The following is a 13,505-nucleotide window of genomic DNA, read 5'->3' on the forward strand; positions in this document are numbered from 1 at the left end:
CATTGCCGTTCGTATCCCCGCCCGCAGCATCGTCGTGGAACGAGGTGAAGATGATCGGCTGCGCTTCGGTGCCCTCCGCCAGCAGCGTCCCATGCACGTCCAGATCGGTGTTGTTGACAAACTTCACCACCGTCCCCGGCACCAGGGTCAACTGCGCACCTTCCTTCACCGTCAGCGTGTTACCAATCAAGGGAAAAGAGGTCTCACTGACGAAGCTGACCGTACCGCTGATACTGCCGGTTACCTCGACGCCATTCTTGGGTGAGCCGGTCGAACTGTTCCCCCGCAGGTCGAAGCTCGCCGCCCCATCTGTCAGCGTGGCGTAGATCGCCCCGCTCGTATTCGAGATGAAGGTCGTATTCGTCACCCCCAGGCTGCTGCTGGTGCCCACACCCTCGTAGTAGATCCCGTAGCCACTATTCTCCCGCAACGTGTTGCCCCAGAGTTGCGGGGTTACATCGGCGGCGTGAAGACCATGGCCGCTGGACTGGACAATCGTACTCGCCTCGACCAGCAGATCACTGGTCTGCACATACAGACTGCGTCGGTTGCCCCAATACTCGTAGCCACCGTAGCGCACCTGTACGTGGCGCAACCGGCTCCCACTGCTCTGCGGGGTGAAGTACAGCCCGCCCCAGTTCCCCGCCGCCGGACTCGTCGTCGTACCATTGCCGTTCGTATCCCCGCCCGCAGCATCGTCGTGGAACGAGGTGAAGATGATTGGCTGCGTCTCCGTCCCCTCGGCCAGCAAGGTTCCGTTCACATCCAGATCCGTGTTATCGGTGAACTTCACCACCGTGCCGGGAGTTAGTGTCAACTGCGTCCCTGCATTTACACTCAGGGTACTGGCAATCAGTGGGAAGGTAGGCTCACTCACAAAGCTGACCGTGCCGGTCAGGTTGCCCGTCAACAGCAGGCCGTTGCGTGGCGAGCCGGTTGAACTATTGCCCGTCAGGTCAAAACTCGTCTGCGCCTGGTCTACCGTCGCATAGATCGCCCCGTTCGTATTCGAGATGAAGGTGGTACTGGTCACCGCCAGGCTGCTGCTAGTGCCCACGCCCTGGTAGTAGATGCCGTAGCCACTATTCTCACGGAAGGTATTGCCCCAGAGTTGCGGGGTGACGTCGGCGGCATAGAGGCCATGGCCGCTCGACTGGATAATCGTGCTCGCCTCGACCAGCAGGTCGCTCGTCTGGACATAGAGGCTGCGCGGATTGCCCCAGTACTCATACCCACCGTAGCTCACCTGCACATGGCGCAACCGGCTCCCACTGCTCTGCGGGGTGAAGTACAGCCCGCCCCAGTTCCCCGCCGCCGGACTCGTCGTCGTACCATTGCCGTTCGTATCCCCGCCCGCAGCATCGTCGTGGAACGAGGTGAAGATGATTGGCTGCGTCTCCGTCCCCTCGGCCAGCAAGGTTCCGTTCACATCCAGATCCGTGTTATCGGTGAACTTCACCACCGTGCCGGGAGTTAGTGTCAACTGCGTCCCTGCATTTACACTCAGGGTACTGGCAATCAGTGGGAAGGTAGGCTCACTCACAAAGCTGACCGTGCCGGTCAGGTTGCCCGTCAACAGCAGGCCGTTGCGTGGCGAGCCGGTTGAACTATTGCCCGTCAGGTCAAAACTCGTCTGCGCCTGGTCTACCGTCGCATAGATCGCCCCGTTCGTATTCGAGATGAAGGTGGTACTGGTCACCGCCAGGCTGCTGCTAGTGCCCACGCCCTGGTAGTAGATGCCGTAGCCACTATTCTCACGGAAGGTATTGCCCCAGAGTTGCGGGGTGACGTCGGCGGCATAGAGGCCATGGCCGCTCGACTGGATAATCGTGCTCGCCTCGACCAGCAGGTCGCTCGTCTGGACATAGAGGCTGCGCGGATTGCCCCAGTACTCATACCCACCGTAGCTCACCTGCACATGGCGCAACCGGCTCCCACTGCTCTGCGGGGTGAAGTACAGCCCGCCCCAGTTCCCCGCCGCCGGACTCGTCGTCGTACCATTGCCGTTCGTATCCCCGCCCGCAGCATCGTCGTGGAACGAGGTGAAGATGATCGGCTGCGTCTCCGTTCCCTCGGCCAGCAACGTGCCGTTCACGTCCAAACCGGTGTTGTCGGCGAACTTCACCACCGTGCCCGGTTGCACGGTCAGGGTCACACCCTGGGCGATCGTAACGCCCTGCAAGACATAGACATTACTCGCTGTCCAGGTGGTATTGGTGCTGATCGTGCCATTGACCAACACGGTGCTCTGTGGGACGATTGTTGTCAGCGATCGCGCTCCTTGAGCCGCAGTCACAAAACGAAGACCTGTTGCAGCAACAGGCAGGGCAAACGCACAGACGAGTACGAAGAGACCACCAATCAGCCACCGTAGCCAATCGCTCCGCTTCATCGTCGCCTCCTTGGGCGTAACCAGTTGTAAGCGCACAGAGACACCAGGACTGTAGGGGACATCGGCAACCCGTGCTGTTGTCAGCAACAGGGCAAGCGAGGAAGCTCACAGATGAGATTCCTCGCTTCACAACAACATGATTAGTAGTCTGTAACCTAAGTTTCTTGATACCAGCGGGGGCTTCGACAGGCTCAGCCTCCGTCCCTTTAAGTTTTTTGGCATTCTTGGGAGTGAGGGCGGGACGCCCTCGACCGCTCCCCGAGGGCGGGACGCCCTCGCTCCCAGGGTGCAAAGTACGTTGAAAACGTAAAAGAGGGATGTTAGCCAGAGCATAGCACAACAAGAATGTTGCATTGGTGGAGAAAAAGTGACCATCAGGAGAGGTGTTTTTTTGTATGGTTATTCACAATTAACTTTTTCGCGTGCTACAAGAAAAAACGGGCAGGCCCACCCAGCATAGCTGGGTGGGCCTGCCCGTGAAGACCAATGCTCACGTAGCAGTCATCACCGCCGTCATGTTCCACCGCAGACGCGGTTCAAACCGGTCGGGTTCGATCACAACAGTGTAGACAATGTCACCCTGGCGGCTACTCCCGATGGCTTTGATCTGGATGATATGACCAGGAAGCTCCAGATCGGGCAGGGCATCAAAGGTGAGCATCACAGCGTCACCTTCGCGTAGATGCACGACATCAAGCTCGCTGAGGTCGTCGGTTTCGATCTGCCAGGCCTGAAGATCGGCCAGGATCAGCGCAGGGATGCCAGGGCCGGCCACTTCGCCGATCGTCAGATTGAGTTGCGCAACACTGCCGGCGATTGGAGCAACAAGCGTGGCGCGTTCGAGGTCAAGCAGAGCCTGATCCAAATCGACCTGGGCGGCGTTGATTTCCACCTGGGCAGCAACAAGATCGACCTCGCGGGGTGCGGCACTGACCTGATCACGGTTGGCCTCGGCAAGCTCAATGCCTGCCGCAGCGACGGCGATCTGGCTGGTGCGCTGCGCGCCCTGGAGACGGGCAAGATTCGCCTCGGCCTGGGCAATGCGGGTGCGCGCCGCCGCAATGCGGTCATTGGTGGGGGCCGCCACCAAAAGCGCCTGACGCGCTTCGGCTTCGCGGAGCCGGGCTTCGGCATTCGCCAGGCCATCACGCTCGTTCTGCTGGGCCTGCTCAACCGCGACCTGGGCTTGCGCCAGCGAGTGCTCGGCATTCTCGACCGCCCGCAGCGCCGCAGCCTCTTGATCGATGCGCGCTTGCGGCAGATCTTCGTCATCCAGACGATCGGCAAGCTCAATATTTTCCCAGTAGATCCGGCTGTAGGCATCCTGAGCATTGCGTAGCGCATTTGCCGTCTGCTCCAGCGCCAGTTCGGCATTGGTTCTGGCTGCCGAGAGCGCGGTCTGTTGCTGATCGAGCGCCGTGCGTGCCTGATCAACCGCCGCCTGCGTCTGGTCAAGCTCGCTGGTTTGCGGGCCATCGAGCAGCGCCGCCAGCGCAGCCCGTGCCTCGGCGAGTTGGGCCTGCGCTGCCGCCAGATCCTGGGGCGAAACCGAAGTGACCACCTGCGAACGCTGCGCCGCCGCCTGTGCAATGCTCGCCTCGGCCGCCGCGATCGCCTCGGGGGCAGCGCCAGACGCGACCTGCTTGTAATGCGCCTGCGCCCGTTCCAGGTTGACCCGCGCACGCGCAACCCGCAACTCTAGTTCGCGGGTATCGAGGCGAGCCAGCGCTTGTCCTTCGGTGACCAGATCGCCTTCGGCCACCAGGACGGCGGCAACCGTACCGCTGCGTTCAAACGCAAGGTGTGCCTCGGCCACCGGAACAACCCGTGCATCGGCGATCACGGCGGGAGGCGTAGCAATACTCTCGTCAACCGGGCTTGCCGTCGAAGTTGTGGCAGGAGCAGGGTTCAACAAACCCGTTTGTGCCACGACGATGCCACCGCCAAGCAGAACCACGACCACGATCAGCCCAATCACAAGCTTACGCATCTTCGTCTTCCTCTATAATCCATCAGGCGTAACAATCAAGCCATCAGTCACCGTAATTGACCGTCCGGCCCGCTGCGCCAGATCGGTATCGTGCGTCACCATCACAATTGTTTTGCCCATCTCGACGAGGTGCTCGAAGAGATGGAAAATCGCGTCTGCCGTGCGCGAGTCGAGGTTGCCGGTCGGCTCGTCGGCAACAAGCAAGGGAGGATCGTTGGCGAGCGAACGCGCAATCGCGACCCGTTGCTGCTGCCCGCCCGAGAGCGCACCCGGCAACTTATCGGCGTGCTCACTGATCTCCATCTGCTCAAGCAAAACCATCGCCCGTTGCCGTCGCTCGCGGGGGCGCCCGATGTTACCAAAATCCATTGGCAACATAATATTCTCGGCGACTGTCAGCGTCGGCAAGAGTTGAAAGAACTGAAAGATAATGCCAACCGTGCGCCCCCGCCAAATCGCCAGTTGTCCTTCACTCAAACGCCCCAGATCGGTTCCGTCAACACAAACGGTGCCACTCGTCGAACGGTCAATGCCGGTGATCATATTGATCAGCGTGCTCTTGCCACTCCCCGATTTGCCCACTACCGCCACAAACTCTCCCGGCCTAATAGTTATGTCAATTCCTTTGAGCGCCCGATAGGGGCCGGCTGCAGTGGGATATTCTTTGATCACCCTGGTTAGCTGGATCACTGCTTCTCTTTTCTTTCGTTTTTAGGGCTGACGCCCTAAAAACCTAGGCGTATGCTGGCGAACATAGTCAGCGAAGCTGACTATGTTCGCCAGCATACGCGGATACCTGGGCATCTGCGGCCCTGAAGCTCCGCTTCTTTGCTGGCTTTGGTCGAGCACTCACTCATACGCTAATACCTCACGGACCGTTAGGCGAGTGGCATTGCGAGCGGGAAGATAGCTCGCAAGGCTTGCGATCAGCAGCACAATGAACAACCAGGCGACAACGGCAAGCGGCGCGTAGGTCCAGGTGAGCGGCAGATTGAGCAGACCCATGCCGAGTTGATAGCTCATGGCATAGCTCATCGGGAACGAGAGCAGCGTGCCAATGAGCCAGGCCAGTAGGCCGATGGTGATGCCTTCGACAAAGACCATCTGCTGCACGGCACCATCAGAAGCGCCGACGGCTCGCATAATGCCAAGCTCGCGGGTACGCTCGAGCACGTTGATGCTCATCGTGCCGGCCAGACCCAGACCGCCTACCGTACCGATGATCGCCGCCATCAGCGACAGCACCCCGGTCAGCACATTGAACCGCTCGCTGAGAATGTCGCGGTCTTCGGTGCGCGAGCGAATCAGGCGCACCTCGTAGCCACGCTCGTTCAAACGCTGCTCGACCGCCATCGTCGCTGCGGCGTGCGCGGCAGCATCGTGGCCGGTCGTCGCGATCCGCAGGGCATCAACCCGCCCCGTCCCACCATAGGCTCGCGTGAAGGACGCAAGATTCACATAGCCCAGCGCCGGGGTTGTGGGCGGCAAAAATTCTTCGACAAAGCCGGTAATCTGCCAGGTGGTATCACGATTATTGATCCGCAAGGTTAGCTCATCGCCGAGTTGAACGGTTGGATCTTTGGTACGATAGTTCGTGCTGAGCACGATGCTTCGCTCGTCAGCCGGATCAAGCCAGTGCCCATTCGACATCCGCGGAGCCAGTAGACTCGTTTCGGCAGGCAACGCCCGTAGATTCACCATCTCGGCGGTTGTGCCATCGGGCTGCACCGGAAACGCCTGCGCCCGCACCAGCGCTTCGAGATGCGTCACCTCAGGCAGTGATGCCACTTCTTGTATGATCCGTTCGGCACGGTAAGGGCGCGCTAGCTGGACTTCCAGGTCGTACTGCTGCGCCGCGATACTGTCGTCAAGGGTCGTAAAGAGCGAGACGCGCAGCGTCATCACGCTCACAAAGACGGCGCCGCCAAGCGACAGCGCAATGAGGGTACGCACAAGTCGCCCGCGCCGCCGAAACGTATTGCGCAGCGCAAGAATCGTCGGGCGTGTGATGAAGGCGACCGCACTCAACAACCGACTCAAGAGGCTCATCCGCGCTGGCGGCGGTGTCGTATCACCACTCAGCGCCTCGCGTACCGTTATCCGTGCGGTCGCCCGAATCGGCACTGCCGCCGAAATGATTGGTACCAGCACTGCCGCTACACCCTGCAAAGCCATAATTTCCAGGGGCCAGCGTATCCCTTCAAGCGTAACATTGAGCTGTGAAGCAACAAACAAGGCCACGCCATACCCGCCAAACATGCCAAGCGGGACAGCCAACAGCAACGCAAGCAGACCAAAACCCGCCGCGAGCACAAAATAGAGCCCCATGATCTGGCTGGTACGTGCCCCTATGGCCTTCATGATCCCGATCTGGCGCGTTTGTTGGGTCAAAATTGCCGTGATCGTATTAATAATCAAAAAGCCACTGATCAACAACGCCAGCAAACCAAGGGTCGCCAGAATCGCAACGAGCGTACCGAGCACCAGTTCGACAGGATGTTGCAAAGGCGTCGGCACATCGATCACCAGCACCTCACGGCCACTCCGTTCAATCAACTGTTCGACCTCACTGGCAACGCGCTGAATATGCTCGGCATCATCGCGCCCAGTGCTGGTCGTCATCAGCACCTGGTTATCATCGGCAGGGCCGCCGAGCCAGATCAGCGTCTCGGCGGTCACATAGCCAAACGCCTGACCGGCAATGGCCGCCGGAGGCAAACTCAAATCATGGGTAAGCCCTACCAAGGGCACCGATCGTGTCGGCCCATCAGCCAGTTGCAGAGCCAACACATCGCCAACCGACGCACGGGTCATGTCCAACGAGGCCCGCTCGATCAAAACGGTGCGATCATGCGGCGGCCACAGTCCCGTCTCGGGGCGCACAAGATTGATCGTCATCACACCATCATCGGGCACCACAAACAGCTGCAGATCGACCCACTCGTCAGGGCCAACCTGCGCCCGCGCCGCCACCGCACGTTGCCCCTGCGCATCGGCAACATCCGGTAGCCGCCGAATATTTTCGAGCAACACCTCATCAAAAGGCTGCGTTGTGATCAGCGCACTCGCCGGATTGACCGCAAGATAACTCGACTGCAACTCAGCGCGAATAATCGTCAGGCCCGTCAGGATCGCCCCGAATGCCGCCACACCAATTGCAATCGAAAGCACCACCAACAACGTGCGCGTGCGATACGCAAAGAGATCGCGGATTACTTTTGACCAGCGTGGAGCCATACAAACCTTAAAACTTTGCGCCTTTGCGCCTTTGCGTCAAAAAAACCGTCATAGCGGCAAGGTCTTGCCCCTAGACCTCCATCGTCCGCAAAAAAGCCTCGACCGTCTGTTCCACCATCGCCTCGGCACTGATTGTTGCCGCATCAGGCTGGGGAAAGAGCTCGCGCATGATCACAAAAGCCAGCAAGGGGCCAATAAACAACCGCACCGCAATGCCAGGATCCATCTGGCGCATCCGCCCAGACGCAATCTCTTGATCGAGGTAGAGCCGGAGAAAGCGGGTGCCCCGTTGTGGCCCGATCTTGTTCACGAGCTCGGCGATAGCAGGGCGGCGAAAAGCCTCGCTCACCACCAACTTGTAGGCTGCAAAGAGTTGACGATTCTCGGTCGCTTTCAACACCGTCGCGGCAAAGAGCGTCAAAACCTCACGCGCTGGGCGCTGCATCAGATCATCGGGATGATCGAGCAAGCTGATCATGGGCACAAAATGCTGAACCACATGGCGAAACAGATCGGCCTTATCAGCAAAATAGTGATAGATTAAACCTGGCGAATTGATGCCCGCTGCGGTAGCAATATCTTTATTTGTTGCCTTCTCAAAGCCCTTCGCGGCAAAAACCTCGAGCGCACCATCAAGGATTTGCCTGCGCCGTTGCTCAAATTCATCCTGATCACGCGGGGGCATACTGCTTCTCCTCAATCTTGATTGACCAATCAATCAAGATTGTAGCACAAGTTGATTGACTGGTCAATCAATTCTTCCCGCACAAAAAAGCCAGCTACGCTGGCTTTTTTGTGCGGGAAGAATTGGAAATTCAGGATGGGAGCATCTGCGCAAACCGCTCGATCGCCGCTGCAGCCTGCGGCCAGTCCGGGTCGAGCATCAGGTCGTGTGCGGCCTCAGGCACGACAATCAGTTCGGCTCGATACGTCGCCGCAGTGACCTGCTGCGCTTCGAGGCCAAAGACCATATCACGCCCGGCGGCAATGACCACTACAGGCGTGGCGTTGCGCGCCGGTCGCGGTCGCAACACCATGCTCTGCATCGTCACCAGCGGCGGCTCGGCGACCATCTGCGCAACATAGCCATGCAACGCTTCGGGGTCAATCTCGGGGCGGAAGAGCAGCTTGCGCATCGTCTCGGGCTCGCGGCGCAGCATCGCTCGTGGATCGATCTGTGCTTCAGGGGGCGTTGTTCGGGTAAGGAAATAGCGCACGCTGTCAACCGGCGAACTGCAGAGCAACACAACGCCAGCCAGCGGCGGCACTGGCCCAAAGCGTCCCGTCATATAGAGTTGCGCCAGATATCCACCCGAGCTATGCCCAACTAGGATCGGCGGTGCCGGCAGCGCCCGCACCACATTGATCAGATCGCGTCCATAATCAGACGCCGTCGTGAGCCAGTGGCGCCGCGGGCGATCACTCGCCCCATGCCCCCGCGTACTAAAGGCATGCACCAGAAAGCCACGCGCCGCCAGGTCACGCATCGCCTCGTGCCAGCACCACGCGCCATGCCACGCCCCGTGCAACAGCAGCAGCGGCGAAGCATAGCGCTGAGTAACTGGTTGCATGCAGATGTGTTCTAACGTATGCATCGTTCTTTGCGCCTTTGCGCCTTTGCGTCAAATCATCGGGCAACTTCATGCACAGTCTTCTTATGCCGAGCCGATCTCGTGCGGCAAGCCACGCTCGCGGCGCAGTTCCTCGGCGAGGCGTCGTTTCTCGGCGATCATTTCGTCGGTAACATAGACCCCAAAAGAACGCAGGCCAGCCAGTTTCAAGCCATGCTTCTGCCAGAGCCGGTACATCTCTTTGACCCGGTCGATCTCAATCGTCCGCCCAAGGGTGTAGTCTTCGAATTTGCCGTCCATCGCCAGCAACGCCGTTTCAGAAAGACATGCGTAGGCGGTGCCCGGAGGCATATCAATATCAAAGCCAAAGTCTGGTTCGCCTGGCAACACGATTTCGCCGCTTTCGACGATCAGCACGTCGGGACGACGGGCCGCATCCGCTTCTTTGACATCAGGCGGGCGGGCGACGTCACAGATCACCGCCCCTGGTTTGAGCTTGTCAACATTGATCACCTTGCCCGTCAGCGCACTGGTCGTCGTAATGATCAGGTCGGCGTCGCCAACATAGGCATCAGGGTGCGTCGCCGCAATCACCCGTGCCCCCGGGGTCTCCTGCTCGATCTGCTGCTTGAGCAAGAGCAGGCGCTCGGGGCGCGGCGCAATCAAGACAACATCGCGCACCGCCTGGGCCAGCAACCGCGCACAGACCGCGCCAATCGAGCCGGTTGCGCCAATGACTACAGCGCGAACCTTGTCGGGCCGTCCGCCCTTCATCAAATAGACCGCCTGCTTGGCCGCTTCGAGCGTCGCGGCCACCGTCAACGAATTGCCCGAGGTAATGCCAATATCGGCTTTCTGCGCTACCGTAATGCCCGCATCGCCAACCACCGAGGTAAAGGCACCGAGGCCCATCAGTTGTGCGCCCATCCGCTCAGCCATCCGGGCAGCACGAATAAGCCGCCGATAGGTGAAACTCGGTGGGCGGCGCATCATCTCGCGGGGCGTCGTGCCCAGGCTCAAGAGAATACCTTCCGCCTCCTGGCCGGTCGCAATCGAGCGAATCCCCCTGATCCGCGAAAGGTAGAGTGGTGGCATATGGGCGGCGATCCGCTCCACAACGCGCTCAGGCAAAAAACGTGTCCAGCTAAACCGGGGGTCATTGGCAATCAGGCTGGTGCGCAACGGGTGGATCACAAACGCAAATTTCGGCAGCGGGCGCGGATTCAAATCTTGCACCGTCGGCGTCCACCCGGCGGCAGCAATGAAATCGAGCGCATCGGCCTCACCTGGTTGCCCATCGGTCTCTTGCAGGGCCACCATGATCGCCTCGATGGCATCGGCGGCAAGGAAAGGCCGCTCGGTACTGATGGGCGGGGTCATTGTCACCAGGGTCATCACCCCACGTTCACGCAACTCCTCGATCTCCGCTGGCGAAGGATCATCGGTAATGATCGTCTTGCCCGTCAGATCGTTGGGCGCAAAGCGGCGAATAAAGGCAAAATCACCGGCAATCACCTGGGCCCACTCAAAGAGCCCTGTTGCCCGACGGTCGTGCCCCTCCTGGCCAAGCGCGACCGGGTGCAGAATGCGGTACGGCAAAAGTGCCGTCAAAGGCAGCGTCGTCGCCGCATAGAGCTCAAGCTGTTCAAGCGAGCGCGGCACGGGGAGAAAGGCGAGCCCACTATGGATCAGCGGATCAGCAAACCGCATTTCGGGCTCATACTGACTGATCGCCGCCGCAAGCTGATAACGTTCAATCCCACTGGTCATCAGTACGCGTCGATAGCGCAACAGCGACGGAATCTTGCGCACTGCCTGCGCAATCGCCCAGCGCTCGAGCGTCGCCTTGACCACCCCACCATCAACAACCGGCGTGCGACGCGCCTCAGCCGCAATCTGGATCGCCTCGTGATGCGGATAACGCGCCCGGCCAACCCGAAAAACCGGCGTCAAACCACCAAGCCCGATTGCGTCAACCCGCCCATCGAAAGCTCGGATTAACTCGGCAGCACGCGCCGTATTGCCATCTACCCCAAGTCGCTCAAGTTCTATCGTCTGGCCAAGAATGGACGTCGTTACACGATAATCACGGGCTGAGGAACCCAGACTGATACTTACAATGCGCTTCATCGCACAATGCCTCCGACATTATTTAGAGGGTCACCCTGTTGCTATGCACGAAGTATACCATATTGCCAAAAGCTTCCCGGAAGCTGTCAGGGCTACGCTGAAAATGGGGGAACCAAGTTCCCCCATTTTCAGCGTAGCCCTACGGAAGCTGTCAGCAGGTAATCCATTGGTAGCCGTTTCGCGGTATACTAAGGGCACGGTAAAAGAAGAGTAGGGAAAGCACTGCAATGCTTGAGCCGGGGGCCATTCTCCAGGATCGGTATAAAATTGTTGAGCAGATCGGCAAAGGCGGGATGGGCGCCGTCTATCACGCCCGTGATCTTCGTCTGCGTACCGATGTAGCGCTCAAAGAGACTTTTTTTCAGGATGCCGTCTACCGACGGGCGTTTGAACATGAAGCGCAGGTGCTTGCCCGCCTCCGCCATCAGGCTCTCCCACGTGTCATTGACCATTTCAACGAGGGCCAGGGCCAGTTTCTCGTGATGGAGTTTATTCACGGTGAGGATCTGGGCAATCAGATTAATCGCCTCGGACGCCGTTTTGCGTCGCCGCAAGCCATGCCCATGATTCTGCGGTGGACCGATCAGTTGCTCGATGCGCTGAATTATCTCCATACACGCCCCGTCCCGGTCTTTCACCGTGATATTAAACCCAAAAACCTGAAACTCACCCAGAGTTACGATATTATTCTGCTTGACTTTGGGCTTGCCCGTGGCGGGGTGACAGTGGCGATTGATCTTGAAGAGGTGGCCGATGCATCGGCCAATGCCCGCAAGATTTATGGCTTCACGCCACCCTATGCACCAATCGAGCAGATGCGCGATGGTGAGGCTGACCCACGCAGCGATCTCTATTCGCTCGCGGCCACCATGTATCAACTGTTGACCGGAACCCTTCCCGTTGATGCGATGACGCGCATGACGCGCATGATCAGTGGGCAAGCCGATCCGCTCAAGCCAATCCGCACGGTTGCCCCTCACGTGTCTGAACCCGTCGCCAAGGTGCTCGAACACGCGCTTGCCGTGATGATCGATGAACGCCCCGCCTCGGCCCGCGAGATGCGCACCGCGCTGGCCCGTGCGCGCAACCAGGGCGGCTCGCGAGAACGGGCGCGCGCACGACAGGAAAACGCTGAACAGGCCCCCCCTGAGCAAGAACTCCCGGTTGAGGCCGCACCGGAACCAATCGCAGGTCTTGTGCCCGGCGAAGTGACGGCTGGCAATCCGCTTGCTTCGCAGACCGGGTCGGGCGACAGTCAGGCGATCACTGGATCAAGTCTCGATCCTCAAGCCACCCTCTTGCATATGCTGACCACCGGTAGCCCCATCCGTTCAGTCGCCTTCAATCCGGCGGGTGATCTGCTCGCCGCTGGCTATGACGATCATACCGTCGGGCTCTGGCAGGTCAATAGCTATAGTCCGCTCGCTACCCTCAAAGGCCATGCCAGCAGTGTGCGAAGTGTCGCCTTTGCGCCCTATGGCAATCTCTTGGCTACCGGCAGCGATGATGAGACGGTGCGCCTCTGGCAGGCCAATGATGGTGCCTTCATCCGTGAGTTGCGCTTGCCCGGGTGCCCGGTAGAAAGCATTGCGTTTAGCCCCGATGGAACAAAACTGCTCATTGGTGGCTGGGGTGGTTCGCTCGCGCTCTGTGAAGTCGATCACGAGTATGTGCGGATCACCAAGACCCTCATCTGCCCGTTTGTCCATAGTGTCGCGTTTAGCCCCGATGGCAACCTGATTGCGGCCGGAGGCTACGATGGGGCGGTCTATCTCTGGCAGGTGAGCGATGCGTCGCCCTTGCCTTCATTGAGCGGCTTTCCAACCTTCATTCTTCGCGTCGCCTTTAGCCCCGATAGTACCTACTTCGCCGCCAGTAGCAATACGAGTATTCAGGTCTGGCGGATGAGCGACCAGAGGCCGATCGAGTTTTTTCAAGAACATCGTGGGCCTGTTCACGCTATCGCGTTTAGTCCTAATAGCCAGTTGCTGGTCACAGGAAGCGAAGATAAGAAGGTCTTTTTCTGGCGCCTCAGCGATGGAGTCCGCATCCCTGTTGCGTTAGAACATCGTGCGGGTATCGCCTCGCTCGCCTATAGCCCCGATGGCAAGCTCCTGGCAACAGGATGCCACGACGGGCGTCTGTACTTATGGACGGTAGGCGTCTAAGTGTCGCCATGGTGCAA

General features: G+C 59.4%; 8 protein-coding genes. 1 reads left to right on the top strand and 7 read right to left on the bottom strand.

Features of this window, described 5'->3' with window-relative positions; genetic code table 11:
* The 7 genes from EYB53_RS02110 to EYB53_RS02140 form a co-directional block, all read right to left on the bottom strand.
* On the bottom strand, positions 1-2,392 hold a 2,392-nt coding region (locus EYB53_RS02110), incomplete at its 3' end, for a beta-helix domain-containing protein (protein ID WP_167857219.1).
* A 490-nt stretch (positions 2,393-2,882) separates the two neighbouring features.
* The gene (locus tag EYB53_RS02115; protein WP_135476253.1) at positions 2,883-4,382 is read right to left on the bottom strand and encodes an HlyD family efflux transporter periplasmic adaptor subunit; all 1,500 of its coding nucleotides are present in this window, start codon (positions 4,380-4,382) and stop codon (positions 2,883-2,885) included.
* A gap of 12 nt (positions 4,383-4,394) precedes the next feature.
* The gene (locus tag EYB53_RS02120) at positions 4,395-5,072 is read right to left on the bottom strand and encodes an ABC transporter ATP-binding protein (protein WP_135476255.1); all 678 of its coding nucleotides are present in this window, start codon (positions 5,070-5,072) and stop codon (positions 4,395-4,397) included.
* Positions 5,073-5,231: 159 nt separating this feature from the next.
* The gene (locus EYB53_RS02125; RefSeq protein WP_135476257.1) at positions 5,232-7,619 is read right to left on the bottom strand and encodes an ABC transporter permease; all 2,388 of its coding nucleotides are present in this window, start codon (positions 7,617-7,619) and stop codon (positions 5,232-5,234) included.
* A gap of 70 nt (positions 7,620-7,689) precedes the next feature.
* The gene (locus tag EYB53_RS02130) at positions 7,690-8,304 is read right to left on the bottom strand and encodes a TetR/AcrR family transcriptional regulator (protein ID WP_135476259.1); all 615 of its coding nucleotides are present in this window, start codon (positions 8,302-8,304) and stop codon (positions 7,690-7,692) included.
* 130 nt (positions 8,305-8,434) lie between these two features.
* Positions 8,435-9,214 (bottom strand): alpha/beta hydrolase, encoded by a 780-nt coding sequence (locus EYB53_RS02135; RefSeq protein ID WP_135476261.1) that lies wholly within the window; start codon positions 9,212-9,214, stop codon positions 8,435-8,437.
* Between the two features lie 60 nt (positions 9,215-9,274).
* On the bottom strand, positions 9,275-11,320 hold the full coding sequence (locus tag EYB53_RS02140; RefSeq protein ID WP_135476264.1) for a DUF8754 domain-containing protein: 2,046 nt from the start codon (positions 11,318-11,320) through the stop codon (positions 9,275-9,277).
* Positions 11,321-11,547: 227 nt separating this feature from the next.
* Between EYB53_RS02140 and EYB53_RS02145 the strand changes: the two genes are divergently transcribed.
* A complete protein-coding gene (locus tag EYB53_RS02145) occupies positions 11,548-13,488 on the top strand; it encodes a serine/threonine-protein kinase (protein ID WP_135476266.1) in 1,941 nt (646 codons plus the stop codon).
* The last annotated feature ends 17 nt before the right edge of the window (positions 13,489-13,505 follow it).

The organism is Candidatus Chloroploca mongolica (genome assembly GCF_004762035.2).
Lineage (GTDB): Bacteria > Chloroflexota > Chloroflexia > Chloroflexales > Chloroflexaceae > Chloroploca > Chloroploca mongolica.